The 25,884-nt window shown below is 35.2% G+C and carries 26 protein-coding genes; 14 read left to right on the forward strand and 12 right to left on the reverse strand.

What is annotated here, in order from left to right; genetic code table 11:
- Window positions 1-5 precede the first annotated feature (5 nt).
- The 3 genes from BMW64_RS07565 to BMW64_RS07575 all read right to left on the reverse strand — a co-directional run bounded on the left by BMW64_RS07565 (window position 6) and on the right by BMW64_RS07575 (window position 5,599).
- Complete coding sequence (locus BMW64_RS07565; RefSeq protein ID WP_089999429.1) at window positions 6-3,533, reverse strand: hypothetical protein; 3,528 nt, start codon at window positions 3,531-3,533, stop codon at window positions 6-8.
- Window positions 3,533-5,119 (reverse strand): T9SS type A sorting domain-containing protein, encoded by a 1,587-nt coding sequence (locus BMW64_RS07570; RefSeq protein WP_089999430.1) that lies wholly within the window; start codon window positions 5,117-5,119, stop codon window positions 3,533-3,535. The genes BMW64_RS07565 and BMW64_RS07570 overlap by 1 nt, the downstream gene beginning before the upstream one ends.
- Window positions 5,120-5,365: 246 nt before the next feature.
- Window positions 5,366-5,599, reverse strand: coding sequence for a hypothetical protein (locus BMW64_RS07575; protein WP_089999431.1), 234 nt, complete (start codon window positions 5,597-5,599; stop codon window positions 5,366-5,368).
- A gap of 1,275 nt (window positions 5,600-6,874) precedes the next feature.
- Here BMW64_RS07575 and BMW64_RS07585 point away from each other — a divergent pair.
- Window positions 6,875-7,465, forward strand: coding sequence for a Crp/Fnr family transcriptional regulator (locus BMW64_RS07585; RefSeq protein ID WP_089999700.1), 591 nt, complete (start codon window positions 6,875-6,877; stop codon window positions 7,463-7,465).
- Between the two features lie 238 nt (window positions 7,466-7,703).
- Here BMW64_RS07585 and BMW64_RS07590 read toward each other — a convergent pair whose 3' ends face one another.
- Both BMW64_RS07590 and BMW64_RS07595 read right to left on the reverse strand, forming a co-directional pair.
- Entirely contained in the window at window positions 7,704-8,756 is a 1,053-nt protein-coding gene (locus BMW64_RS07590) for a serine hydrolase domain-containing protein (RefSeq protein ID WP_089999433.1), read from the reverse strand.
- A 125-nt stretch (window positions 8,757-8,881) separates the two neighbouring features.
- Window positions 8,882-9,442 (reverse strand): DUF6624 domain-containing protein, encoded by a 561-nt coding sequence (locus BMW64_RS07595; protein ID WP_089999434.1) that lies wholly within the window; start codon window positions 9,440-9,442, stop codon window positions 8,882-8,884.
- A gap of 515 nt (window positions 9,443-9,957) precedes the next feature.
- Here BMW64_RS07595 and BMW64_RS07600 point away from each other — a divergent pair.
- The 4 genes from BMW64_RS07600 (at window position 9,958) to BMW64_RS07615 (ending at window position 12,399) form a co-directional block, all read left to right on the forward strand.
- Window positions 9,958-10,740 (forward strand): SDR family oxidoreductase, encoded by a 783-nt coding sequence (locus tag BMW64_RS07600; RefSeq protein WP_089999435.1) that lies wholly within the window; start codon window positions 9,958-9,960, stop codon window positions 10,738-10,740.
- 187 nt (window positions 10,741-10,927) lie between these two features.
- Complete coding sequence (locus BMW64_RS07605) at window positions 10,928-11,125, forward strand: hypothetical protein (protein WP_143052662.1); 198 nt, start codon at window positions 10,928-10,930, stop codon at window positions 11,123-11,125.
- Window positions 11,126-11,482 (forward strand): hypothetical protein, encoded by a 357-nt coding sequence (locus BMW64_RS07610; protein WP_089999437.1) that lies wholly within the window; start codon window positions 11,126-11,128, stop codon window positions 11,480-11,482.
- Window positions 11,483-11,490: 8 nt separating this feature from the next.
- Window positions 11,491-12,399, forward strand: a complete 909-nt coding sequence (locus BMW64_RS07615; RefSeq protein WP_089999438.1) for a helix-turn-helix domain-containing protein — start codon at window positions 11,491-11,493, stop codon at window positions 12,397-12,399.
- 210 nt (window positions 12,400-12,609) lie between these two features.
- Here the strand turns inward: BMW64_RS07615 and BMW64_RS07620 are convergent, their stop codons facing one another.
- From BMW64_RS07620 to BMW64_RS07635, 4 genes are all read right to left on the reverse strand, one after another.
- Window positions 12,610-13,470: an SDR family oxidoreductase gene (locus tag BMW64_RS07620; RefSeq protein WP_089999439.1), complete on the reverse strand. Its 861-nt coding sequence runs from the start codon at window positions 13,468-13,470 to the stop codon at window positions 12,610-12,612.
- Window positions 13,471-13,546: 76 nt separating this feature from the next.
- The gene (locus BMW64_RS07625; protein ID WP_317048315.1) at window positions 13,547-14,107 is read right to left on the reverse strand and encodes a Crp/Fnr family transcriptional regulator; all 561 of its coding nucleotides are present in this window, start codon (window positions 14,105-14,107) and stop codon (window positions 13,547-13,549) included.
- Between the two features lie 182 nt (window positions 14,108-14,289).
- Window positions 14,290-15,207, reverse strand: a complete 918-nt coding sequence (locus BMW64_RS07630) for a helix-turn-helix domain-containing protein (protein ID WP_089999441.1) — start codon at window positions 15,205-15,207, stop codon at window positions 14,290-14,292.
- A 29-nt stretch (window positions 15,208-15,236) separates the two neighbouring features.
- Window positions 15,237-15,995, reverse strand: coding sequence for an SDR family NAD(P)-dependent oxidoreductase (locus BMW64_RS07635; protein WP_089999442.1), 759 nt, complete (start codon window positions 15,993-15,995; stop codon window positions 15,237-15,239).
- 398 nt (window positions 15,996-16,393) lie between these two features.
- On the opposite strand from BMW64_RS07635, the gene BMW64_RS07640 reads away from it, so the two are divergent.
- The 8 genes from BMW64_RS07640 to arsB all read left to right on the forward strand — a co-directional run bounded on the left by BMW64_RS07640 (window position 16,394) and on the right by arsB (window position 22,029).
- Entirely contained in the window at window positions 16,394-16,990 is a 597-nt protein-coding gene (locus tag BMW64_RS07640; protein WP_228400873.1) for a TetR/AcrR family transcriptional regulator, read from the forward strand.
- Window positions 16,991-17,052: 62 nt separating this feature from the next.
- Window positions 17,053-18,456, forward strand: coding sequence for a dihydrolipoyl dehydrogenase (gene lpdA, locus BMW64_RS07645; RefSeq protein WP_089999443.1), 1,404 nt, complete (start codon window positions 17,053-17,055; stop codon window positions 18,454-18,456).
- A 24-nt stretch (window positions 18,457-18,480) separates the two neighbouring features.
- Window positions 18,481-18,915, forward strand: a complete 435-nt coding sequence (locus BMW64_RS07650) for a GNAT family N-acetyltransferase (protein ID WP_089999444.1) — start codon at window positions 18,481-18,483, stop codon at window positions 18,913-18,915.
- Between the two features lie 69 nt (window positions 18,916-18,984).
- Window positions 18,985-19,314 carry an ArsR/SmtB family transcription factor gene (locus BMW64_RS07655; RefSeq protein WP_089999445.1) on the forward strand — a complete coding sequence of 110 codons (330 nt, stop codon included), beginning with the start codon at window positions 18,985-18,987 and terminating at the stop codon, window positions 19,312-19,314.
- Between the two features lie 71 nt (window positions 19,315-19,385).
- The gene (locus BMW64_RS07660) at window positions 19,386-19,850 is read left to right on the forward strand and encodes a DUF6428 family protein (RefSeq protein WP_089999446.1); all 465 of its coding nucleotides are present in this window, start codon (window positions 19,386-19,388) and stop codon (window positions 19,848-19,850) included.
- Window positions 19,851-19,865: 15 nt separating this feature from the next.
- Window positions 19,866-20,357: a GNAT family N-acetyltransferase gene (locus tag BMW64_RS07665; protein ID WP_089999447.1), complete on the forward strand. Its 492-nt coding sequence runs from the start codon at window positions 19,866-19,868 to the stop codon at window positions 20,355-20,357.
- A 24-nt stretch (window positions 20,358-20,381) separates the two neighbouring features.
- Window positions 20,382-20,993 carry a protein-tyrosine-phosphatase gene (locus BMW64_RS07670; RefSeq protein WP_089999448.1) on the forward strand — a complete coding sequence of 204 codons (612 nt, stop codon included), beginning with the start codon at window positions 20,382-20,384 and terminating at the stop codon, window positions 20,991-20,993.
- A gap of 4 nt (window positions 20,994-20,997) precedes the next feature.
- Complete coding sequence (arsB, locus tag BMW64_RS07675) at window positions 20,998-22,029, forward strand: ACR3 family arsenite efflux transporter (protein WP_089999449.1); 1,032 nt, start codon at window positions 20,998-21,000, stop codon at window positions 22,027-22,029.
- Window positions 22,030-22,191: 162 nt separating this feature from the next.
- On the opposite strand, the gene BMW64_RS07680 is transcribed toward arsB, so the two are convergent.
- Complete coding sequence (locus BMW64_RS07680; protein ID WP_089999450.1) at window positions 22,192-22,749, reverse strand: GNAT family N-acetyltransferase; 558 nt, start codon at window positions 22,747-22,749, stop codon at window positions 22,192-22,194.
- 334 nt (window positions 22,750-23,083) lie between these two features.
- Window positions 23,084-23,953, reverse strand: a complete 870-nt coding sequence (locus tag BMW64_RS07685; protein WP_089999451.1) for a T9SS type A sorting domain-containing protein — start codon at window positions 23,951-23,953, stop codon at window positions 23,084-23,086.
- 428 nt (window positions 23,954-24,381) lie between these two features.
- Between BMW64_RS07685 and BMW64_RS07690 the strand changes: the two genes are divergently transcribed.
- Window positions 24,382-24,993, forward strand: coding sequence for a HEAT repeat domain-containing protein (locus BMW64_RS07690; protein ID WP_089999452.1), 612 nt, complete (start codon window positions 24,382-24,384; stop codon window positions 24,991-24,993).
- Between the two features lie 44 nt (window positions 24,994-25,037).
- On the opposite strand, the gene BMW64_RS07695 is transcribed toward BMW64_RS07690, so the two are convergent.
- Entirely contained in the window at window positions 25,038-25,835 is a 798-nt protein-coding gene (locus BMW64_RS07695) for a helix-turn-helix domain-containing protein (RefSeq protein WP_089999453.1), read from the reverse strand.
- Between the last annotated feature and the right edge of the window lie 49 nt (window positions 25,836-25,884).

A 25,884-nucleotide genomic window follows, 5' to 3' on the forward strand; every position in this document is an offset into this window, starting at 1 on the left:
CGGTATTAGTTTTTGTAATTGTAGTTGAATTCTTTTAACAGTTTACCACTCTGGCTGCCTTCTCTTATTTCTTTTAGCCTGTTGGCAGCGTCATAAAGATAGATTTCTCTTACTCCTGATGGAGGGGTAATGCTTCTCACCCCTATTAAAGGATCATAAGTATACGTCGTAATCTGATAGCCTGCCATATTGCTGTCTTTTCTAAAGTTATCTAGTGCGGTAAGAAGAGCTGACTCATCATTATTCGGAACTGCAGAAGCGTCCGTATCTGATGCAGAGACAATTGCAGCTACAAAACTGCTTACCTGAGCGTATGTAGCACCAACAATTTTAGCTATGGGCTGTGTGTTATTATATCCCCAGATAATAGCGGTCGGAACCCCATCCTTAGAACTATATTGCTGTAAGTTTCCCTTGATATCATACTGATCATAACTAAAGTTTACCATAAATGAGGGTGGATAAATATTGTTATTGATATCATTAACATTATAGTCTAACAACGAATAAGGAAGAGGAAGACCAGCAGTTTTTTGAGCGGCTTCAGCATTAGACTCAGGATATTTAATCTCACTAAGAGAAAGAGTCTTTGTTATATTATCAGCTGTTCTTTCTACTCTTGTCACCAACGGAATTCCGAACATTTTCTTAGATTCCAGATAAGCGTTCCCCACAATATCTGCATATTCATATTCTGTTTTTATTTTTTCATTAGAAGCCTGATTAGTGTGCAGCCATATTGAGCCTTTTGAATTATATGTAAATGTCTCTACACTTTGCAATATATTGTTATTAAAATATTGTTTGTGAATGATTGTATCGATCTTATGAGATTCAGACATCATAGGCGTAATATAATAATGATACTTAGAAATTCCATCATACTCCCCTGATGAGGCTAATACCGGATCTTTCCCGGTACCTCCCAGAAGAAATTTCTTTTCCGGTCTTACACTGTAAAACTGATTAAATGGAATTAAATTTTTATAGATATAGGTATCTGCTTGAAGAAGATTATTATTGGAATCTTTAGTTAATTTTTCTCTGATAAGACCATTCGTTTGATTTTTGATAACGGGAAAGAAATTAGCAGTTGCATTTTCATGATTGTTATAGTAGTATTCCGTGCTTCCTTTCGACTGAAGAGGATTATCAACACTAAATTTCTTCTCAATTACTTTTCCATACCCCACAGCATCAAATTCATTTGAAGTGACTTGGTCACTTATATACCAGAAATTATTATAACTCGCATTACCTGAACAATAAGTTGACGGAGTACAGTCAAAACAATAATAATCTTTCTCCATTAGAGGACTTATTTTGTTATGCAATATTCCTTCATCATATTCATAATTTTTCCATTCAGCAAGAGTGCCTTGTAATGAATAATTTTTAACTGATTTTATACGGGGACCGTGGCCAAAACATGTAAAACCACTTCCAACAGCAGGAGAATCAATATAAGTCACAGTCGAAAATACACCTGCGGAATGATACATATCTGCCGGGACGTACATATTGGGATTAAGATTAAGTTTTACCATATACCTGGTAGTTGGATCAGGATCAACAGAATCAATTGTATAAATCTCTTCCCATTCGTATGAATATGTCTGATTGAATGTAGATGCGTTAGTAAGACTGGCAAGATCCCACTGTTTTAGAACCTGTGTATTCGTTGTTCCGTTAGCATTCGTTTTTAGTTTCATAAATTGAATAGAAGCTCCTGCATTAACTAACTGGTAAAAATCATATCGTTTTGATTGAGGACCATACGGACCTCCGTCAAACCCACCTGAAAACCTATTTAAAAAACGTATAGTCTTTGGTCCAGCGGTTACTTTAATTGTTAAAGTATCTTTGTGTGGTGAGCTATATCCTCCTATTCCCGTATTGTTCAAAAGATATGTTTTTGTAAGATCTATCACCTGATCATGACTTGGAATAAACTGATTTTTAAAAGAATTAATTTCGTAATCAAATTCAGTATACCCTTTTGTCGGATACTTTATTTTTTTCAGCATATAGGCGTCAACAAAAGTTTTATTAGAATACCTATTATTAAATTCATAATCAATAGGTAATCCGGTACTGGATTGGATATAAAATCTTAAATCCGGCAATAGTATATTACTACTATGCCCATTGTAGAACCCCCAGAAATCTTTTGCAAAAGACACTTTGGGAGGAAGAGTATTCGTAAGATTATATTCAAAATCATAATTCTCACCAATATTTATTTTATTTTCAGAACTATCGTAAGTTGATATTGACACTTTGTCAAGCTTTAATCTTTTTCCCAAAGCATCTTTTAAAGTTGGATTCAAAAGATTAGATGGAAAAACAACACTTGGAAAATCGTCAATGTATGGAAAATAGGAATAATTAAAATCAACTGTTTTTAACTTTTTATTCGTTCTTGCATTCATTATATCAATAGACTGCAATCTTTTTACATTATTAGTAGATAAAATATTGATATCATCTCTTCCTTCAAGGTTGAACTGAGCTATTACATCATCTGTCCTGATCTTCTTCAACATTTTCACATCGCTAGCATTCATTATGGCAAAAGGATTTTGATATTGTTTATTAATCTTTCCGTCGCAGAATGTATAACCTAAATTGTAGCCATACTTATCAACATTTTTACTTTGGCTAAATGTATAAAATGAATAATTGGCATTCTCATAGTCAAAAAAGATCTTTTGTTTAGTAGGCAGTTCTATCTGCGTAATTTTATAGCTTCGGCTGGAAAAATCTGATGTTAGAGGATTGCCATAATAACTTGTAAATATTTCACGCTCTCCAAAGGTATATTTAATTCCTTTATCATCCGTTGCTACGATACTTCCCTCGGAAACATCAAACTGAATATCTTCGCTTTTGTCGATAAGAACAACCTGTCGGGTCTGAAGGTTTATGAAAAAGCTGCCGGTATGTCCAAAAAAATTAAACCTAAAAGTATCTACCTCACCATATTTTCTATAAACAAGATCATTTACAACCACATCAGCATCCGAATTAATGGGTGGGGATGGTGGAAAGCATAGTGGTATTCCAGAAGTAGGCATACACCAGTCGTAATCTGCATAACCTCTTTGCTTAACTACTTTAAAACGACCTGTACCCCCAGGATATGTGGCCAATCTATCATAAAAAGCGGCATACTCATTCGGACTTACATAACTTACATCCAATTGGTCTGCTTTACCTCTAACATTTTGATAAATCACGCCTTCGGGCATTAAATTCCAGCCCAAGCCTACCCAAGTTGCCTGATCATCCAGCTTGATTCCAGATGCTTGATAGTCTAAAGAAATAGGTATAGAAAAACCATTTACATTTAATGAATATAATGGCACTGTGGTACCTGCTACACCTGTATAAAGACTTACAGGAATATCTCCAAATCGCTTAAACATAGCAACTTCAGGCGACGTGGGAGTATTAATTTTATTCTCTGCTAGTGTTTGTGCAAAATAAAAATTCGAAAATAATACAATAAGTATCAAATAGGTTGTTCTCATTATTTCTTTATAATTTTTGCGTTGGCTGTTTTATAATCATTAGTTTTTATCGTTATAAGATACGCTCCCTGTACTAAGGCCTGCGTATTAATCTTGGTCACTTTATTCTTGGTTTTCAATATTTGCAGTTGCCTTCCTCCCATATCGTACAACACAATATCAGCCTCCTTAAAATCAAAACCAATTTCAACATAAGCATAATCTGATACTGGATTCGGATAGATTTTAATATCCTGTTTCTCGATCAGCTGATCAATCTGCTTATCTCCCAGTTTTACAATTTTCCAGTTCTCCTTTCCCAGCTCTTCGGCACTTGTTCCTGCCAGTACAATTGATCCATCCCTGTTTAATTTAATATCTGAAAGTCTCTCTTCTTTTTTCTTTGACTCTCCTTTCACATATTTTCTCCACTGTTCATTTCCATTGTAATCCAAATAAAGCATCCAGAACGTTTCGTCATCATTCTCGATTTTTCCCTCTGCCTGAGTATAACCTCCTAATAAGATTCCTTTTGAAGATTTTTCATCCCAGGAATGTAAAACACTCATTCCCATTAACACATCTCTATTTTTAAAATTGTAAGATTTCTGCCAGATTTCCTCTCCTCTTTCATTAAGAGAAATCAGCCATAAATCGGTTCCTTCTTCAATGCCAACCGTTTTATTACCCGACCTTTCTGATCTCGATTCACCCCCGATTAAGTATCCTGTAGAAGTCAACGCTAATGTTCTTAAATGATCATCACCTTTTCCGCCGAAATTCTTCTCCCACTCCACTTTTCCGTCTTTGGAAAGCTTGATGATCCAGTAATCACCTTCACCATAGTTGCCGCTGGATTTTGGCTGATGGCTGATGGCTTTACTTCCGACTTCCGGCATTCCGCTTCCAGCCACAGCACTGCTTCTGGAATAGACTCCTAGTAATGCTCCGCCGTCTTTCGTAGGGATCATTTTCTCAACTTCATCCAGGCCTTTTCCACCAAGAATTAGTTGAAAAGTTTCTTTTCCATTTTTGTCAAGCTTAATAAGAAGAACATCTTTCGAACCATAACCTTTTTCAGAATTTTGAATATTGCCTGCCACAAAGAATCCTAAGTCGGTGGTTTGGATAACCGATCTAACCTCTTCATCAGATGTACCTCCAATGGTTTTCTGCCACAATTCATCCCCAAATTCATTGATCCTGATCAGCCATATATCTGAACCTCCTTTGGAATCTTCTTTCTTATCAACACCTTTTCCCGAATAGGTAGTACCGGAAATTAAGAATCCCCCCTCCTGCGTACTTACTGTAGCGGATAGAAAATCATGATTCTGACCAGAAAAATATTTTTCCCAGACTTTCTCTCCCTGCTGGTTGAGTTTGATTAAATGGAAATCATAACCATTGTTTTGTTTGCTTTCAGCAGTTAATTTATTCGACTGAATAGAACTTCCTGAAATCAGGTACTGTCCATCGATGGTTGTGATAATCTGGCTTAAAAAATCCTGCGTTGAGGATTTAATATCTTTCTGCCAAACTACTTCTTGAGCTGAAATACCCAAGAATGAGCATAAGAACAATGCTCCTGAGTAGATTTTATTCATGATATATATATTTTGAGTTATTGATTATTAATTTAAATCGCTACAAAAGTATTATTTTTATTTCTCCTTTAAAAGAATTACACCGTCAATTTTATATGAATTTTATAATATTGCATCATTAAGAGACAATACTAAAATAAAACATACCAAAAGTTTACGTATTTATTTTTTAGTTTCAGAAATAATGAACTAAATTATATTCGTTCCTTTTCGTGCTACAAAATCTTCTGAATATATTTTAAATGTTTATTTATAAATCTCTAGCATTACTTTTTCAAGCAATAATCTATTAATTATAGAAAAAAGCAACGAATATGCTGGACTATTATATATATATTCTTTTCCAGCAAATCCCTGAACTTTATCTTTCGTTTTAAATGCAATAGCATTTTGAAGATTACAATCCGGTTTAGTTACATTGCTTTGAAATACTGATATTTGATAAAGTAACTTCCTTAAAATTCCTGCAGTCTCTTGCAAAACTAGTTTGCCAAGAACATTAGAAACACAAATATTTTCAAATTTCTTCTCTCTGTAACCTAATGGATAAGGTTGAATTTTTTTTAAATTCTTCTTTAAATATTATATCCTTTTCTCTTTTGGATGTATTAAGCTTCATCTCAAAACTATTCGGTGTACTATTCTTTGAAGGATTTTCCATCACAAATGAATAATATGAATTATTTTCAAATAACATATTGTGAATTTTTCTTCATCCTTTTTGCATGTAACAAGTACAGAAATTAAGAGAAGACTAATAACTAAAATCATCAATACTTTTATTGAGCTGCTCATTAGCAATATTTTTATTTATGGATTGATAATATTGCTGCAAAATTTGTCTATGTATTGGTTTCTTGTTGTATGATTATTTTTTTCCTGATAATGATTGTAAATTCTAACTGTTTGAAATTTGACATTTTGTGACGTTTAGATAATTTATAAGTCGTAGCTACTACTTTGATTAAGCTTGCTATCATAAGAAATCTTTTGCTTCAGGCAAAACATGTACAAAATCTTCATGATCAAATGTTTCTATTTGAGTTGCAAGTCTGTTAAGAGTATATTGTTTGTTATGCTTACAGTGAAGTTAGTTCTTCCATTTTTACTTTCAACAGTTGTTTACTGATGCATTTTGAGTCAAAGACTGCTTGGAAACATTATTATCAAATGTCAAATCCATTTTTTTTATTATGAAACTTTCCATTTTATTATACTTAACTCGGCAATTACTTGTCCTTTTTGAGCGAACTTAGCTATTAATGACTGCCCTTCTTTAGATTTTACAAAGTTTTCAAAAGCATTTATTTGCTGCTAATTGCTTTTTTGTAAGTCTCAGTAGGATCCACATATTTCCAAAGGCTTTTCTATTGTTTATAATGTGGTGTTTTTAAGCTTCTCTTACAAACTGTAATTCACCTGCAATTTTACCTGATCGCTTACCATTACTCCTCCATCTTCTAGTGCAGTGTGCCAGGTAAGTCCGAACTTTGACATTTGAAATCATCATATGTCTTACTTTGAAGGATAATTCATTGTGTGTCGGGTCCAGGTTCCATTTTGTTGCCATTGTAATTATATTTTTAAATGTTATTGATACTGCAAATTTATAGGGAACACCTATCGGAATTGTTGACATTTGATAATAAAGGACTAATTCAATTATTTGTTTACTATTGAATTTTGAAAAGCATTTTTAAAGGCCAAATAATTTTCATTAAATTCGTAAACCAAGAAATTAGCTTAGCATTTCACATGAATATCAATCAAGACAGTTTTTTAATTCTTTTCAATTATATCGAAGCACATAGCTCTTCGCTATTAACTTCTGAAGACAAAGAATTCATACGAGAGTTGTTTGTTTACAAAAAAATTGGCAGAAAACAATTTTTTCTAAAGCAGGGAGAAATTTGTAAATACTGTGGCTTTATCATTAATGGATCGATGAAACAATATGCTGTTGATGACTTAGGCAAAGAAAATGTCATCAATCTTTATCTGGAAAACTGGTGGGTAGCAGACCGCGAAAGTCTGTTGGGTTCAAAACCAACTATTTATAATATTGAAGCTTGTGAGGATACCGAAATATTGATGATTTCACAAGAAGGCATCAAAGAAATAACAAAAGTTCCGGCTCTAAATGAATTGACAAAACGATTAGACATGAATCACGGTATAGCGATGCAAAACCGCATCAATAATGCAATAAGTCTTCCTGCAGCTGAACGTTACAATAATCTTTTTAAGACTCATCCTGCTTTTTTACAGCGATTTCCACAGCATCTCATTGCATCCTATCTGGGAATTACAAAGGAAACTTTGAGCCGTTTCCGGAAACACAAATAGATCAGGATAAAATTCCTAAATATTATTTTTTCCAAATAGAATGTCATAACACACTACATTTATTTGAAAGCAAAATTTAATGCCATAAATTAGCAAGATAATCAAAAGTAGATATGGATTCATTTCAGCCGCTTATCGATCACATCAGTAAAAAGATATCAACTACGGAAAATGAAACGATGGAAAGGCGTTTCTTCGCGAGTCAGGAGCAATACTTTCTCCGATCAATCTTTCTTTATTATGGTAAATTTTTCAAAGCTAATTCGGCAATATCTTTTACCACCTGTGTCGGCGAGTTGCAATCACAATTACTAAATCCCAGAACGTAAATATCTTTACCAGGGATATAAACTCCCATAGATTTGAATCCGAAGATGCTTCCGCCATGCTCACGGGTTGGGATGCCATTGATATTTTTCAAATGCCAGCCGTATCCGTATTCAATTTCTTCACCATTATTCAATTTGTATTTTGTAAAAGCTTTTGTAGATTCTTTTTGATTTAATAAAAGATTTTGGTTCAGTGCGATTTGCCATTTCAGCATATCGTCCAAAGTTGACATCAAGGAGCCGGAGGCGTAGGGAACACTGAAGCTAATGACCGATTTATTCACAAAACCATCGCTTTTTTTATGATAGCCGTAAGCTCTGTCTTTTATCACCTTTCTATCGGTGGCATAATAAGAATGTATCATACCGATTTTCTCAAAGATATTTTTCCGGATAAAGTCTTCATATTTTTCTCCCGAAACCTTTTCTATAATATACCCCAGAACAATATATCCGGAATTATTGTATTCAAATTTCTCTCCCGGCTTAAAATCGACAGGCTCATTCTTAAAGAAGTCAACCATCATTTGTGGTGTCATTTCTTTTTGGGAGATTTCAGAAAGTCCTTTGATTTTTGTAAAGTCCTTGATTCCTGAGGTATGTGTTAAAAGATGATGAATCGTGATGTTGCTTCCGTTTGGGTAATCTGGGATATAATTGGAGATAACATCTGTGACCTTCAGCTTTCCTTGCTGCTCCAGCATCAGTATAGAGACGGAAGTAAATTGTTTGGTCATCGAGCCGATTTCAAAAACATTATCCGGATTCAACGGTACATTAAGTTCCAAATTGGCTAGTCCGAATGCCTTTTCATAGACAGGTTTTCCTTTTTGGGAAATCAGAAAAACTCCTCCAGGGCCTTCCTTTTCAGTAAACTTTGTTTGAATAATACTGTCTACTTTTTCTGAAAAATGTTGAGAAAAAAGAAATTGGATACAAATACAAAGGAAAATGCCAAGAATATATTTTTCATAATATTAATTTAATGCAAAGATATATCTTTTAACAATTACTATGCAATACAAAATACTAAAATAATAAAAATATTAAATCTGTTTACTTTTCAATTTGCAAAAAATACGTTGTTTCATTTCCAACCTACTTTCTGCCTCCATGCGATATAATCCGGGTTTTGGCTCTCGATGGATTCAATATGTTCTATTGGTGGGATTTTATCGATTTCTTCCTGCGAAAATTCCGGTAAAAGATGGTCTTTTCTCATCGCATTGATTTCATCTTTATTCATGACCGGATAGATGCTGCCATCTGAGTTCAGTTGAGTCCCGAATTTCTGTGGCTTTCCCTGAAAAAACTGAATCCGGTCAAACAAAAAGGCAAGATGTTTTAGATTGATGTCAGACTGATCTTCAAACATCATTTGGTAAGAACTTTTCATAAATTCAGGATCTGATATAGAATGCTGTACAATTAACCAGGCTGCCTCACTGGCTTCCTGACCAACTTTCGAAATCGTTGGGAACCCGATCTGCTCAATGATCTGTCTTAGATGTCGGACGTTTTCTTTATGTATTTTTTCCATTTCGGGATGGTAGCCATCAGAAAGTTTGTTCTCTCTCAACAACCTTTCCCTTACCTGCAAATCTTTCTTTGCCAAGCGAATCAGTTCTTTCGAAAATTTAGTATTCATATTTTTTTTGTTAAAAATTCCATTAATCTTTATATATCAAAAAAATCATTTTGTATTTTGAAGAATTCTGTGTAGCCAATCAGCAAGCACTTCATTTTAATTTTTGGTAATTGATATTCTTAGTTTCTATTTTTTGTTAATTCATAGTTGCCCATTACTTCGTCTTTTATTACAGAATATCGTCATTAAGCTCTAGTAGCCAACCCTTTCCGCTTATAATCTTATTCTCCATTTTCAAAGGACTTGTGACTAAAATCTTATCCCATTTAGAACTTATTAATGCTATTTGAGAATCTGTTACCATTTCTGAAAATTTTTACAATAGAATGCTTGTATTAAAATACAAACTTTTGTTTAGCTCAAAGATAAATAGATTTGGGTGATTATATACTTAACTATGCCAGCCTAGCAATTGATCGTACTTACTTTTTGGCCTTTCTACTACAACACTGAGACTTTTGGATACATTTGCCAGGGCCACATAACTGAACTTTGCTGTATCAAAATTTATCAGTATGGATTTAAAAAACAGTACGGTTCTGATCACGGGTGGGACCAGCGGCATTGGTCTTGAACTTGTAAAACAGCTGATCGAACAAGGTTCACGGGTGATTGTCACAGGAAGGAAAATCGAAGCGCTTAAAGAGGTGAAGGAACGCTTCCCCAATATTTATACTTTTCAAAGTGACGTAAGCAACCCTGAAGATATAAGGCAGCTTTATCAAAAAGTTATACATCAGTTCCCAGAATTGAATGTGCTTATCAATAACGCCGGAGAAATGCGGCTGATTGACATGCAGGATACCTCTAACAACCTTGAAGATATCACACGGGAGATCGACATCAATCTATCAGGTGCTATTCATATGGCATCTCAGTTTTTACCACATCTTCTTACCAAGCAATCTGCTGCTCTTGTGAATGTTTCTTCCGCAATCGCCTTTATGCCCTACTCTATTGCACCGATATACAGCGCCTCAAAGTCGGGCATCCATGCTTTTACAATGGCACTGCGCCTGCAATTAAAAGACATCAGCGTAAAAGTAATGGAGCTTATACCTCCTGGGGTTAATACCAACCTGCAAAATGATTGGGTGATGAAAGTTAATCCTAAGCAGATGATGGACGTAGACAAATTAGTAAACGTTGCAATCAATGGTCTTAAGAAAGATATTTCCGAGATAAAACCACCTTTAGTAAAAGTTTTAAAATTTTTGAGTCGCATCGTACCTAATGCATTGATGAATCTCGGGCACAAGGAATTTGGAAAATTTAAACAGTTAAACAATAATAAATAACCGTAATATATGAAAAAAGCAATGTTAGCAGTTGTTTTTCTGTTGATCTCGGTAACATCTTTTATAATACTTTGCTTTGTGTAATATACTCAATTACGGCACATCGACAGTTAATTGGAATCCATATTACAGCACTACAATGCATTTATCCCAAATTAATTTTAAAAAAAAACCTAAAAACAATAAAATGAAAAATAGTAACGACGATCTGTCAAGATTTGGGCTGATCTTATCCAACGCAGTCCCACCTATAGGAATCTTCCTGTATTTCAGACACAAAGGACAATACCCTAACAAGGCTAAAAAGGCACTTATAAGTGCACTGACAGGCATACCTATCGCTATCCTGACGGGATATATCATGAACACTTATATTCTCAGCTAAATGATAAAGAACATCATTTCATTGCTGTTGCTCATTGTTTCGGTATTGTTAAACTTTAAGCACGGCTGGGATACATTTAATTACAAAAGTAATCCCGAATCAGTAAAAGCAATGGCCGATCTGGGCATTACGGAAGTAACCGTTCCTTTTCTCGGTTCGCTGGCGATAATCACCGGTATATTTCTGTTGTTTCCGAGAACATTCTTCTATGGTAATGCACTTAATGCTGTATTAATTACTCTAATCATGACATTAGCAGTACGGTCAGAAAATTATAAAATGGCTTTGATGGAAATACCTTTCCTGCTTATGCCACTGATCATGATCTGGCTAAAATATCCGTTCAAAATTAACTAAATTGCAGTATGGGAAATACAACACCTTTTAGGATCCGGTCTATATCGGAGATCCATCGTTTAATGGGACTTCCCAAGCCCCATCATCCGCTGATCAGTATCATTGATCTGAAAGGACTGAGAAATGATAGAGGGATTGAAGCCGTTATATTTGACCTGTACGTCATTTCAATGAAAAGGGGTTGTGACGGCTTACATTACGGTCAGCAAAAATATGATTTTGACGAAGGTTTAATGGCTTTTTTATCACCCGGTCAAATTTTAAAGGGTGAAGAAAATGGCGTGCCACCTGCTCTGGAGGGCTGGATGCTATTTATACATCCTGATTTTTTATGGAATACCTCGCTCACCAAAAAAATAAAGAAATATGAATATTTTGGTTATGCAACCCATGAAGCCTTATTTCTTTCTGACAGGGAAGAACAGGTAATCAATGATCTGGTAAAAAATATCAAAGAAGAATATCATTCCAATATTGACAAATTCAGTCAGGACATTATCATTTCTAATCTTGAGACGATGCTGAATTACGCTGAACGCTTCTACGAACGTCAATTCATCACCAGGAAAATAACCAACCATTCAATACTTAACCGGCTTGAGGAAGAATTGGTAAACTATTTTAATGACGATGATCTGCTTTCTAAAGGATTACCAACCGTACGGCATATGGCTGACAAACTAAATATGTCATCGAAATACTTAAGCAGTTTACTCAAGCAACTTACCGGGCAGACTGCACAACAGATGATTCACGAAAAGCTGATTGATAAAGCAAAAGAAAAATTGTCGACAACCGAATTGTCCGTTAGTGAGATTGCTTATCAACTGGGTTTTGAACATTCACAATCATTTAACAAACTTTTTAAGCTCAAAACCAATCAAAGTCCGCTAGAATTCCGGCAGTCTTTTAATTGACGACTTAAAGAACTATTGGAAATGCACAAATATGAGAAGTAAAATAACTTTAAGCCCAACAGTCACTCTTTTGTAGATTTCATTAAGAACAGCCTTGAGTTGACAACAATTAGCTTTAAAGTCAGCACAATCATTATACAATATTCCAACAGCTACAAATAAAAAACGGCAGGGGTTTACATTCTGCCGTTTCAAATAAATTTATTTATCTTACAATAACTCTCCCATTCCGAACACCGTCAATCCTTTGGCAAATTGTTCGGCTACCGCTTGGTTAGCGGCCTCAATATATTGACCAGTGATGGGATCAACCACGGTGCGTAAGGGTCTGCTTCCTTTTGGAGTGTCAATAAGTTTTACAATAGCATCAGCAACGTCCTGTGGATCAGGCTTTTTATCCTGCATTTCACCACCCAATGCGGCTACCATTTTGTCAGGGATATCGGCAATGGCTGCGTATCCCTCAAATACTCCCTGATCAGATGCAGGGTTGTTCTTTTGCTGCATTTCCGTAGGGAAAGCACCCGGTTCGACAATAGCTACATCAATACCTAAACGTTTTACCTCGTAATGTAAGCCCTCACTTATTCCCTCCAATGCAAACTTTGAAGCTGCATAAATAGTAGCGAACGGAAATGACACCCGCCCAAAGCCGCTGGTTACATTAATAATCAATCCTTCGGATTGTTTGCGCATGGCGGGCAGCACTTGTTTCATCAGTCGCCAAGGGGCATAAACGTTGATATCAAAGGTGGTGTGTACATCGGCCGTGGTAAAGCTCTCAGCGACCCCTGTCATACCGTAACCTGCGTTATTTACCAGCACATCAATTGTGCCTTCTTTGTCCAAAATGGTGTTAACAGCTTGTTTCACGCTGTCGTCATCTGTCAGGGTAACATCCAAAACGGTTACATTGCCTAAGGTCTCAAGAGCAGCTGCTTTATCAGCATTACGGCCCTGAGTATCACGCATGGTAGCGTACACTTTGTGTCCTAAAGCGGCTACACTATGGGCGGTAAGCCAGCCAAAACCACTATTTGTTCCGGTTATTAATACAATCTTTTTGCTCATCTTTTTATTATTTAATGACTATGCAAATATTGAAAATGACAGTAAAAAAACATTTACCAAATGGTAAAAAGTGAAGTTAACGGATATTGCGGCGTATACGGCTTAGCGATTGCTGGGTGACGCCTAGATAAGAAGCCACATATGAAAGTGGGATACGGTTGATGAGGTTAGGGAATGCTTCAATAAACGAAAGATAACGTGTGGTAGCATCTTCTGAAACCAACGGACTGCGCCGCTCCATAGCCAGCGTAAGACATTTTTTTACCATCTTCGCCTTCATCATTTCCCAGCCAACAATGGTATTAGATATCTCATCCCAATCTTTTTTATTAAAAACAAGTACTTTGCAGTCAGTAACCGCCTGTAGATATTCCGAGGCAACAATCTGCGATTCAAATTTTTCATTATCAACTACAAAATTGCCTTCGTCCACAAAATAATTGGTAATCTCTTCACTCTTATTGTTATAATAGCAAAAGCGGAACACGCCTTCCAATATGAAAGCTACATAACGGGGCACCTTTCCGGCTTCCGAGAGGTATTCGTATTTTTTGAATTCAAGGGTTTGCACCTTGCTTAGCAAAAATTCGATCTGCTGTTTGTTCAGGTCACCAAATTGCAGGATAAAATTTATCATTGCTTCCATTATGCAAAGATAATACATTATACAAAGCGCTCAATTACCAATCAATAACGTTCATCTTCAACATTCGCAAACGTCTTCTCAAAATATATTGTTGATTGTCAAGTGACAAGGCAGATTTAAAAGGTAATATTTAGTGCCTGAAAACCAGAATAAACTGTTTCATTATTATTGTTCTAACTGAATGACTGTCTGAATTCCAGGGGTGTCTGGTTGGTTTTATTCTTGAATAACCGACTGAAGGATTGTAAATGTTCAAAACCCAGTTCATATGCGATTTGACCGACAGATAAATCTGTTGTAGAAAGTTTTTCTTTCGCCTTTTCTATAAGTCTGGTTTGTATATGCTGCTGGGCGTTTTGCCCGGTCAGGTTGCGAAGCATATCACTTAAATAACTGGGTGAAAGATATAGCTCATCGGCAAGATATTGAACGGTTGGAAGACCATTAATTAAGGATTTTTCTTTATTAAAATAATCATCAAGAATAGTTTCCATTTTTTGCAATAATTGGGCATTAACGGTTTTTCGTGTTAGAAACTGTCGCTTATAGAAACGGTTACTGTAATTCAGCAATGATTCGATTTGTGAAATGATGACATCCTGGCTAAAATCATCTAACCGGTCTTTCAGCTCATCATCTATATTTTTAAAAATAGCAACAATGGTTTCTTTTTCCTTAGCGGATAAATGAAGCGCTTCGTTTGCCGAATAAGAAAAAAAACCATAACGTTTGATTGTTGCTGCAAGAGGATAGGTTAATAAAAAATCAGGATGAATGATCAAGGTATATCCCGAATGATCTTCATTATTATCACTTCTGGATGTCACCTGATTAGGTGAAACAAAAAACAGTCCTCCATCGTCAAAATCATAATATTGCTGACCGTATTTTATTTTTCCTTTTAGATTCTGCTTCAAGGATATTTTATAAAAAACAGAAGTATGATGATCAGGCAAATGATTTACCTGCAATTGATTATCGCTATTAGTAATCAGGCTTATCAACGGATGCAAAGGCTTAGGCAACCCGAGCATCCGATGCAAATCTATCAGAGAGTTATAATGGTAAGGAATTTTAGAATCCTGTTTCATTGGATAAATTTAGTAAATTCTCTTGTTTGTTACCACGGAATTTCACCCGTTTCAGGATTATTGTCTACACAGAAAAATTTGCCTGTAGGTCCATCATTATCGATAAGTGTGTAACGGAGAATATGTTCCGCACCTACTTCTACACTGCTTGTACCCAAATGATGATTAAAATCGGTAGCTGTAGATGGCGGGCTGATGGCGTTTACTTTAAAGTTTGTGTCACGAAGTTCAAATGCCAGGGCGATGGTATACATGTTCAGGGCAGATTTTGAGGACTGATACACCGCCCCTTTTGCATGATAATATTTATAACCCGGATCACTATGCAACGTAAGCGAACCCTGACTCGAACTCACATTTGTAATGCGAGGTTCCGTAGATTTCTCTAATAAGTCAAAAAATGCCTGTGTGGTTCTGATGACTCCAAAAACATTTACTTCGTATACTTCTTTAAATTTATCGATACCCGTCCTAAGCGAAGAATGCATGATAGGTGTATTACCGGTAAATTCTATTCCGTTTATTCCTGCATTATTTATTAAAATATCCAAAGAAGTTGTTAAACGACCGATTTCAATACGCGCAGCATTCACAGATTCCTGATCGGTTACATCAATTTGTATGGCTTCAACATTTTCAAAACCCTCTTCTTTCAGTTTCTTTACGGCTTCTAATCCGTTTTGCAAATTTCGACTTCCAATAAAAATATAATGTCCTTTTTCGGCCAGCTGTCTTGCCATTTCAAAGCCGATTCCTTTATTGGCTCCCGTAATCAATACTTTTTTCATTTTATATTTGTTAAAATTGAATTACGAAAGTCGGGATATAGGAAATGATTGGTGTAACTGTATTGCGGTATTTTGTAACGGAATTCGGGACATTACCCATAATTCCGATATTATCTAGTAAATTTTTGTAATAAATCGGTTGTAAGCATCTTTGTCACTAGGAGTCTCTAAAAACTTAGCCCTTCATAAGTTGAACTGCCTAAATTAATTAAATTAAATGAAGTATAATTTTATCCAGCGCTTTTAGAGGCCATCAATTTATAGACTGACATGTTCTCAGCTCTACATCATTAGATCAAAGCTAATATATAACATATTGCAAGAGAAAATATTTCTTAAAAAAAAGACCGATTGTTCTATTTTTTATTTAATTTTGTCCCCGATAAGAATTGCTGCTTATGAAAACTCAAAAATCCGAAAATACAAAACAGCTGATCATTGAAAAAACGGCAACGGTTTTTAACGTGAAAGGATATGCGGGAACTTCTATAAATGATGTAATGAGCGCTACCGGTCTTTCAAAAGGTTGCATTTATGGTAATTTTGAAAACAAAGATGAGATCGCACTTAATGTTTTTGACTACAATTTCGCTAGGGTCACGGAGCACATGAAAGAACGTATTCTAGCAACTGAAGATGCTATCGAACGCCTGCTGGTTTATCCTCAAACGTATAAAAACTATTTCAGATATCCTTATTTACAGGCAGGCTGCCCTATTTTAAATACAGCTACGGAAGCTGACGATACACATCCGTTACTTAGGGCACGTGCACAAAAAGCTCTTGATCTTTGGAAAACATCCATCGAAAATCAAATCAAACGTGGTATAGAAAGGAATGAAATAAAGGCAGATACCGATCCAGCAGAGATCGCTGTGGTTATGATCTCAATTATCGAAGGTGCATTCATGCAGGCAAAGGTCAACAACCGTATGACAGAGCTTAATATAGCCATGTCATTTTTAGAGAAGCTGATCAGGAATTTGAAAGCTTAATTTTTTTAACCATAAAAAGACCGATCGGTTTATTTTTTTAATTAAAATATTTAAATAATAAAATGGAAACATTTGATATTACCGTCATAGGATCAGGTCCAGGCGGATATGTGGCAGCTATCAGAAGCGCTCAACTGGGATATAAAACAGCCATCATTGAAAAATACAGTACCTTAGGCGGTACATGCACCAATGTCGGTTGCATTCCCACCAAAGCGTTGCTGGACAGTACGCATCATTATGCAGATGCGCTCAGTAGCTTCGGAGCACATGGGATTGAGTATTCGGATCTCCGTCTCAATTTTGAACAACTTTTTAAACGAAAAAGCGAAGTTGTGGCAAAAAATACACAAGGGCTAGATTTTCTGATGAGAAAGAATAAGATTAAGGTTTTTCAGGGCTCAGGTTCTTTTATCAATAATGAAACATTAAAAATCGTAAATAACAATCATACTGAAACCATTATCAATTCAAGTAAATTCATTATTGCCACAGGCTCAAAACCCGCAACTATTCCAGGCGTTACCATCGACAAAAAGAGAATCATTACTTCTACCGAAGCCTTATCAATGCAGCAAAAACCCGAGAGCATCGTGATCATTGGCGGGGGCGTGATCGGTGTAGAAATGGCTTCCATATTCAACAGAATTGGAACAAAGGTGACCATTTTAGAATATGCTGATAATCTGATTGCCACTATGGACAGTGAATTAGGAAGAGCTTTAACGAAGATTTTAGTAAAAGAAGGGGTAGAAATCAGACTTCAGCAGGCAGTGTACAAAGCTGAAAATCTTGGCAATACCGCTAAAGTTTATTCCAAAAATAAACAAGGTGAAGAAGAAGAGCTAACCGCCGATTATATTCTCGTTGCTGTCGGCAGAAAGCCTTATGTTAAAGGGCTGGGGCTGGAAAACACCAACGTGGAATTGAATAACAACGGTACGGTCAAGGTCAATGAACCGCTTCAGACAACAGCTCCAAACATTTATGCTATTGGAGATGTCATCGGTGGCGCTATGCTGGCCCATAAAGCAGAGGAAGAAGCAGTATTTGTGGTGGAAAGAATCAATGGTCAGAAACCTCATATCAATTACGACCGTATTCCTTCGGTAGTGTACACATGGCCGGAGGTTGCTTCTGTAGGGGCAACCGAAGAGGAATTAAAAAAACAGGGACTGGAATATAATATCGGTAAATTTCCATTTGCCGTGAATGCCAGGGCCAGGGCGGGAATGGAAACGGAAGGTTTTGTGAAAGTGCTTTCCGACCCGAAATATGGAGAACTTTTGGGAGTACACATTATCGGTGCCCGGGCGGCTGATTTAATCGCACAGGCTGTTGTTGGTCTGGAATACGAAGTAACAGCGAATGATATGGCAGCAATCAGTTATGCCCATCCGACCTACTCGGAGGTATTGAAGGAAGCTTATACCATAGCATCAGGAAGACCTTCATTAAATATTTAAATATATTTGTTATTTTTTAGCATTATGTTACAACAAATCAGGCTCGCAACTCTAAAGGATTATCCGAGAATCATGGAAATTTGGGAATCCGCAGTCAAAGCAACACACGACTTTCTTACTGAGGAAGATTTTATCCATTTTAAACAAGTCATCCCAAAGGATTATTTGCCCAATCTTGAAGTATTCCTGCTTATCGAAAATGGGGAACCTGTCGGATTTTCATCAGCAATGGAAGGAAATCTTGAAATGCTTTTCATTCATAATGATTACCGCGGAAAGGGCTATGGCAAGAAGCTATTTCATTTTATGAAGGAAAAACATGGTGTCACGAAGGTCGATGTCAATGAGCAGAATCATCAGGCTATCGGGTTTTATGAGAAATTAGGTTTTAGAAGAACAGGGAGATCTGAAAAAGACGGTTCGGGTAAAAATTATCCGATTATCCACATGGATCTCTGAATATAAATTACAACTGGAACGCTTTAAATTCAATTTTAAATCGTAATATTGCAATATAAAAATACAATCATGGGTTTAACTAAAACAGAAATATTTTCGGCCGAGCAAAATAATTTAGCTTCCCTGTTCAAAGTTTTGGCACATCCGGCTAGAATTGCAATTCTCCAACATATTATTAACCAGAAAGCTTGCATTTGTAACGATCTTGTTGATGAATTGGGGCTGGCACAAGCAACCATTTCACAGCATCTTAAGGAATTAAAGAATATCGGAATTATTCAAGGAACTATCGAAGGAAAATCTGTCTGCTATTGTATCGAAGAAAAAAAATGGAAAGAAGTTCAGGGATTATTAAATCAATTTTTTGAACAAGATGTAAAAGTTGGACAATGCTGTTAACAGCTTTTTTCATCATTTTAATATCGTCATATTGCAATATATAATTATAAATAATAAAAATTTTAACTACAATGAAACTATCAAAAGTCAAAGAAATCTTATCTACACTGAACAACGTTGAATTTCAGTTAGAGAACGGAAAATTTGTACCAGAACATTTTCACGTTACGGAAATAGGTATTATCACCAAGCGTTTTATAGATTGTGGCGGAAATATCAGAAATGAGAAAGTTATCAATTTTCAATTATGGGACGCTAACGACTATGAACACAGGTTGAAGCCGGCAAAACTCTTAAACATTATCTCTCTGTGTGAGAATAAATTAGACATCGAAGATTCTGAGATAGAAGTCGAATATCAAAGTGAGACTATTGGTAAATACGACCTGGATTTCAATGGGAATAATTTTGTCCTGAAAAATAAGCAAACAGCCTGCCTGGCTAACGAAGCTTGTGGAATTCCTGAAGGAAAACAAAACCTGAAATTATCCGATCTGAATAATGCTTGCTGTTCTCCTGATTCAGGGTGTTGCTAAAAAAAACAATGCATTATGGAAATCAGATCTATAACAAAAGACAATTTTCCGGAAGCCGTCGAAATCTATAAGCAAGGATTAGCGACCAATATAGCCACTTTTCAGAACGATCCACCAGAATGGGAAGATTGGGATAAAGCGCATCTGGACTTTTGCAGAATCAGTATTTACGATAATGATACAATGCTTGGTTGGACATCTTTAACACCCGTTTCAAGTAGATGTGTCTATGCAGGTGTAGCAGAAGTTAGCGTTTATGTCGCACAGGATGCACGTGGAAAGGGAATTGGCAAAATATTGTTGAATGAATTAATTACTCAGAGTGAAGAAAATGGGATTTGGACATTGCAGTCAGGCATTTTTGCTGAAAATGAAGCCAGTATCAATCTTCACAAAAAATGTGGATTCAGGCTGGTTGGTTTCAGAGAAAAAATAGGTAAGAAAAATGGTGTCTGGAAAGATAATGTTCTTATGGAACGCAGAAGCAAAAATATCGGAATAGATTAATAAACATAAACTTAAGCAACAACTATGTATTCAGCATTAATAAATACTATTGAGCAATTACAATTTCAAAACATCAGTGAAGAAAGAAAAACAACATTACAACCTTTGATTGATTTTATACAGGAAAAAACAGATAAAGGAGAAAACATTAATATTAATTTTATTTGTACACACAACTCACGCAGGAGCCATTTGTCACAAATTTGGGCACAAACAGGAGCATCCTATTTTAACATTCCAAATGTATATTGCTATTCGGGTGGCACAGAAGAAACTGCATTATTTCCACAAGTTACTGATACACTGATCACTCAGGGTTTTAATATTTTCAAAATTGCAGACAGCAAAAATCCTGTCTATGCCATCAAGTACGATGATAATTTTTTACCTGTTATTGGATTTTCAAAAAAATATGATAGTCCATTCAACCCAACATCCGGTTTTGCAGCTATTATGACCTGCTCACAAGCGGACGGAAGCTGCCCTTTTATTGCGGGAGCCGAAAAGAGAATTCCGATAACGTTTGAAGACCCTAAAATATCCGATAACACGCCAGATCAAAAAAAGGTATATGCAGAAAGAAGTTTGCAGATAGCTTCTGAAATGTTTTACATTTTTTCTAAGATTAAAAAATAGTTTGATGCAGCCAAAATTAAAATTTCTAGATCGTTACCTTACTATATGGATATTTCTTGCAATGGCAGCGGGTATTGGGCTAGGATATTTCTTCCCTTCAATTTCGCAAATCACAAATGCATTGTCTGTAGGAACGACAAATGTTCCATTGGCAATAGGTTTAATTTTGATGATGTATCCTCCACTGGCAAAAGTTGATTATTCATTATTACCACAAGCTTTCAGAGATAAAAAAGTAATCGCGATATCATTATTCCTGAATTGGTTTGTGGGTACAGCATTAATGTTTGGATTGGCAGTCTTATTTTTAAGACATGAGCCAGGTTATATGACAGGTTTAATTCTGATAGGTCTGGCAAGATGTATCGCAATGGTAATCGTCTGGAGTGACCTCGCTAAAGCAAATAGAGAATATACAGCTATGCTAGTTGCATTAAACAGCATATTTCAGGTAATTTCTTACAGCTTCTTAGTTTGGTTATTTATTAATGTATTACCAAGTAAACTGGGACTTGCAAATTTCAACATATCCGTATCAATGAAAGATGTCACGGAAAGTGTACTGACATATCTGGGTATTCCTTTTGCAGCTGGCTTTCTGAGTCGCTATATTTTTGTCAGATTAAAAGGTGTTGATTGGTATAATAAAAAATTTGTGCCTAAGATATCGCCCATTACTTTATATGCTTTACTATTTACCATCATAGTAATGTTTAGCTTGAAAGGAGATAAAATATTAGAGTTACCAATGGATGTGCTAAAAGTTGCAATACCGTTAATTATCTACTTTGTGTTTATGTTTTTCGTTAGTTTTTTCATCAATACAGTTTTAAAAGTTCCTTATGACAAAAACGCATCGATCGCATTTACAGCAACAGGAAATAACTTTGAATTGGCGATAGCCGTTGCAATAGCAGTGTTCGGTATTAATTCCCAGCAGGCTTTTGTTGGTGTTATCGGACCATTAGTGGAAGTACCGGTACTCGTATTATTAGTCAGGGCTAGCTTGTGGTTGAAGAAGAAATATAAGTTTTAAAAGTAATGCATTAAAAATGCTTTTGATATTAAGTCTTTTAAGCTATACTTTAATATTCATCAATAGTCTGACATTTCAATGGCACGAACAAAAGTCGTTTGTGCTATTTCTTTAAAATTATGCAATTCCTGTACGCATTACTTCACAATGATTCAATTTACATCAGAGCAATTTTTTATAAAATAACACTTCAAATCCAAAATATTTCGTAGCATACCAAGAGAAACCTCTTTTTTCAAAAAAAGGAATATTTACTAATGTTGAAGTTTCCACGCACATCGCTTCTTTAAATGTCTTGTAATATTCTGTCAGATCTGTTAAAAACACAGATCCCTTTCCCTGATGTTGCACTTCCGGCATTACCCCTAAAAACCATAAATGAATATAATCCAGATCTTTAGGATGAACTTCTGCGATAATATTTTCTTTATTGAGAAGTTTTTTAATTTTTATCAACCCAAACACTTGATATTGTAGATCAAGCCAAATTGATTTTAAATTAAAACTTTTCTTTTTTGGATCAATTAAAACTGCACATGCGGTCAGATCTTTTTTAATCCAGACATCACCAAAAAGAAACCCTTTAGCGATTGAGTAATGAAATAACTTGGGAAGAGACTTTTTACTCTTTAAAACATAGTTTGCAGATTTATCTTCCTGGAAAGATTCTGTCAATATCTCTATTAACCTAGGGATATCATTCTTAGTTGCTTTTCTCATTTTATTTTACAAATAACTAATTAACAGTATATTATAAAACTTTTAGTGTTTTTTTATTTTAGGTATTAAATTTACCTCGTCGAATTTACAAAATAATTTTGATCCTTAGTTTAATAATTACGCAGCAAAAGTATTTAAAAAAAAGAAACATCCCTTTCTCAGTTTGTTAAAGTTAATTAACACTTAAAAAAAATATACAAAGTGTTAGTCTACAATATTTTACATTATACATCCGAATCGCAGGAGAAAAGTATGTGAAATTCTCTTACAATTTTCAATAAAAAAAAGCTGCCTCAATTTGAGACAGCTCTATTAAATAATGAGTTATTAACTATTAATCTTTCAATATTTTCTGAGAGACCGGCTGATTATTTACTGTTCCGGTAACAATATAATTTCCTTTTTGCAGATCGGCAACATTTAATGTTTCATTGTTTCCTCCTTTAAAAGTTTTAATCAATTGTCCTGATAAACTGTAAACCTTGACGTCTTTTACGTCAGCATCAAAAATAATTTCATCGTCTTTTACAAAACTATTTTTAATGAAACCTGCTCTTTTGGAAGCTGCTGAAATATCACTTACGGCCAACACTCCTGAAGAAGATTGCGGAGTCGGTAAAGTTACAGTGAAATCTACATTGTTGTTATTCGTATCTGCAATCGTATTCGTTCTGGTAATAGAATTCAAAATGGTTGGCGACGGAGCGGGGCCGGCACCTTCATATTGATTAGCAGATCCGTATCCTACAAAGTCCAGTACATTTGCTGAAGTTGGGCTGGTAACTTGCGTTGAGTTACTTGCCAGCGCAACTTTTCCGGAAGTTAGGGAAAGTCCTACACCGACTCCTACAGCTGGTGAACCGTCAAAATTCAGTACCACACTGACAATAAGATTAGGATTAAGTAAATTAATAAGTCCTCCTAACCCACTGGAACCCTGCTGAATTAAATAAGTTTGGCCGGGTGCCAACGTGATAGAAGGAATCGGATAATACTGGTCAAAACCTCCAGTCGCGGATCCAAACTGAATCGTTGCACCGTTAAGAGACTGATTCGTCGTACCGATGTTTCTTAGCTCAACGAAATCATTCGTAATCGCTGCGCCAAGTAAGCCACCTCCGGTGTAAATTTCATTAATCACAATTTGTGCATGGGATAATGCAGCCATCGAGACAAGCCCGATAAAAGTAAATACTTTTTTCATAATTCAATATTTGTTGATTTAACATAAAAATACAAATTTAGTACCAAACTGAAAAAAAACACTACTTTAAATATATGATTAGCAGATAACTACGTATATATCACACAAACAAGATATTTTTTGCACTAGTAGAGATTTCAGATCATTTTATATTTTTTATTTATCAGATTTGGTGGTCAATTAAATCAAAAATAAGTATATCAATAAATATGTATTTATGAGCCTGATCAATTTTCAACTTTTTCATAAAATTTTATTATTAATATTCAAATAATAAAAAAGTGACTATATTATTTGATATTTATAAATCAACTTTAATCCATTTAAAGAAAGATTAAAAATCACTGTCAATTCATTAAATTTATATTCCAAATAATGAATTACAAAAGTTCAGAATTTGATAATCTATTTTAACACAATGTAAACTTATGACGAATATAAAACTAATAATTGACCATATCATTCAGATAGAACATGGCTTTAAACACATTATAGAAGCCGGAGATCAAATCCTGAAGGATAAAGATAGAGATCATTTTCTACAGGCTTTGGATTTTCTGAAGCAAAACGATTACCAGGTAAGGATGCTGGGAACTTATATTCTGGGACAGCTTTCAACAGACCATCCTGAGGCTCTAGAAATTTTAGAAAATGAAGTATCGATGGATCCAAACTGGCGTGTACAGGAAATGCTGGCAAAGGCGTTTGATCATTATTGCAGTGTCATAGGCTATGAGCAAAGTTTACCTAAAATAAAAAATTGGTTGTCTAGCCCTAATCCGAATGTTAAAAGAGCCGTTATTGAAGGACTCCGAATTTGGACAGGAAGGCCTTATTTTAAAGATCATCCTGAAGTGGCTGTTGATCTTATTGCTAAATACAGATCAGAAGACAGTGAATATGTAAGAAAGTCAGTAGGCAATTCTCTTCGTGATATCAGAAAAAAAAATCCTGATTTAATAGATAAAGAAGTATCAACATGGAATCTTCAGGATAAAAATACCTTGTTTACCTACAAACTGATTAAAGAAAAAAAATAATTCTCACGATTTTTACAATTAAAATCTGTTTAATTTTACAGAACTCAGCGCTGTGGTATCTTTGTCGGACTATATCCAAAATGTTTTTTAAATGTATTTGAAAAATGGGATAAATCTTCAAAACCAAGATCAAGATAAATATCAGAAGCTGACATTTCTTTCTCTTTAATCAGAAAATGAGCTTCATCCAGACGTTTCTGTAAAATCCATTTGTGAGGTGATAGGTGAAATATTTTTTCAAAGTCCCTTTTGAAAGTAGCCAGGCTCCGTCCTGTGAGATAAGCAAAACGCTCAAGGCTGACATTATACTGATAATTTTGAATCATAAATGACTGCAGATCTATTTTATGAGGTTCTGAAAAATCAAAGAGAATATTTTTAAGCTGAGGTTTTGATTGTGTTATAATAAGAAGCAGCTCCTTTATCTTTAAATCAACCAACAGCTTGTTATCAAGACTGCCACTATCCATTATTGTTTGCAAAGAACTAAAAAAGCTCTTTATCAGGTCATTTATTTTTATAGAAACCATTGGCTTTATTTCATGAGAATCATAAGATTCAAAATCATATTCTTTAGCGAATTTTCTTAAAATTTCTTCGCTCAGATAAATATTTAAACTTTCAAAAACACCGTTTTCAGGAGGATATTTTACAAATTTCACCAATTGATTTTTTCGAATAAGATTAAAATCACCTTCTTTAGCGAGATAAGTACGATTTCCATCAGAAAGCGAAAAATTCCCTGACAGCTGTAAAGACAGCGTGTGCCGAGGAACAAAATTTTCCCCTTTTCTGCTTAGCTCGTGATAGCAGGAATAAACAATATCAGAATTCTCAGTCATAATGTTGTTGATAAAGACAAAGCGCCGTCTCTGCAACAACGCTTATCAA

This window comes from Chryseobacterium taichungense (assembly GCF_900109935.1).
In the GTDB taxonomy this organism is placed as follows: domain Bacteria; phylum Bacteroidota; class Bacteroidia; order Flavobacteriales; family Weeksellaceae; genus Chryseobacterium; species Chryseobacterium taichungense.

Excerpts from the sequence above, each read along its gene's own strand:
- BMW64_RS07565 (WP_089999429.1), bottom strand. The coding sequence starts at position 3,533 with ATGAGAACAACCTATTTGATACTTATTGTATTATTTTCGAATTTTTAT.
- BMW64_RS07570 (WP_089999430.1), bottom strand. The coding sequence starts at position 5,119 with ATGAATAAAATCTACTCAGGAGCATTGTTCTTATGCTCATTCTTGGGT.
- BMW64_RS07585 (WP_089999700.1), top strand. The coding sequence starts at position 6,875 with ATGAATATCAATCAAGACAGTTTTTTAATTCTTTTCAATTATATCGAA.
- BMW64_RS07595 (WP_089999434.1), bottom strand. The coding sequence starts at position 9,442 with ATGAATACTAAATTTTCGAAAGAACTGATTCGCTTGGCAAAGAAAGAT.
- BMW64_RS07600 (WP_089999435.1), top strand. The coding sequence starts at position 9,958 with ATGGATTTAAAAAACAGTACGGTTCTGATCACGGGTGGGACCAGCGGC.
- BMW64_RS07605 (WP_143052662.1), top strand. The coding sequence starts at position 10,928 with ATGAAAAATAGTAACGACGATCTGTCAAGATTTGGGCTGATCTTATCC.
- BMW64_RS07610 (WP_089999437.1), top strand. The coding sequence starts at position 11,126 with ATGATAAAGAACATCATTTCATTGCTGTTGCTCATTGTTTCGGTATTG.
- BMW64_RS07615 (WP_089999438.1), top strand. The coding sequence starts at position 11,491 with ATGGGAAATACAACACCTTTTAGGATCCGGTCTATATCGGAGATCCAT.
- BMW64_RS07620 (WP_089999439.1), bottom strand. The coding sequence starts at position 13,470 with ATGAGCAAAAAGATTGTATTAATAACCGGAACAAATAGTGGTTTTGGC.
- BMW64_RS07625 (WP_317048315.1), bottom strand. The coding sequence starts at position 14,107 with ATGATAAATTTTATCCTGCAATTTGGTGACCTGAACAAACAGCAGATC.
- BMW64_RS07630 (WP_089999441.1), bottom strand. The coding sequence starts at position 15,207 with ATGAAACAGGATTCTAAAATTCCTTACCATTATAACTCTCTGATAGAT.
- BMW64_RS07635 (WP_089999442.1), bottom strand. The coding sequence starts at position 15,995 with ATGAAAAAAGTATTGATTACGGGAGCCAATAAAGGAATCGGCTTTGAA.
- BMW64_RS07640 (WP_228400873.1), top strand. The coding sequence starts at position 16,394 with ATGAAAACTCAAAAATCCGAAAATACAAAACAGCTGATCATTGAAAAA.
- lpdA (WP_089999443.1), top strand. The coding sequence starts at position 17,053 with ATGGAAACATTTGATATTACCGTCATAGGATCAGGTCCAGGCGGATAT.
- BMW64_RS07650 (WP_089999444.1), top strand. The coding sequence starts at position 18,481 with ATGTTACAACAAATCAGGCTCGCAACTCTAAAGGATTATCCGAGAATC.
- BMW64_RS07655 (WP_089999445.1), top strand. The coding sequence starts at position 18,985 with ATGGGTTTAACTAAAACAGAAATATTTTCGGCCGAGCAAAATAATTTA.
- BMW64_RS07660 (WP_089999446.1), top strand. The coding sequence starts at position 19,386 with ATGAAACTATCAAAAGTCAAAGAAATCTTATCTACACTGAACAACGTT.
- BMW64_RS07665 (WP_089999447.1), top strand. The coding sequence starts at position 19,866 with ATGGAAATCAGATCTATAACAAAAGACAATTTTCCGGAAGCCGTCGAA.
- BMW64_RS07670 (WP_089999448.1), top strand. The coding sequence starts at position 20,382 with ATGTATTCAGCATTAATAAATACTATTGAGCAATTACAATTTCAAAAC.
- arsB (WP_089999449.1), top strand. The coding sequence starts at position 20,998 with ATGCAGCCAAAATTAAAATTTCTAGATCGTTACCTTACTATATGGATA.
- BMW64_RS07680 (WP_089999450.1), bottom strand. The coding sequence starts at position 22,749 with ATGAGAAAAGCAACTAAGAATGATATCCCTAGGTTAATAGAGATATTG.
- BMW64_RS07685 (WP_089999451.1), bottom strand. The coding sequence starts at position 23,953 with ATGAAAAAAGTATTTACTTTTATCGGGCTTGTCTCGATGGCTGCATTA.
- BMW64_RS07690 (WP_089999452.1), top strand. The coding sequence starts at position 24,382 with ATGACGAATATAAAACTAATAATTGACCATATCATTCAGATAGAACAT.
- BMW64_RS07695 (WP_089999453.1), bottom strand. The coding sequence starts at position 25,835 with ATGACTGAGAATTCTGATATTGTTTATTCCTGCTATCACGAGCTAAGC.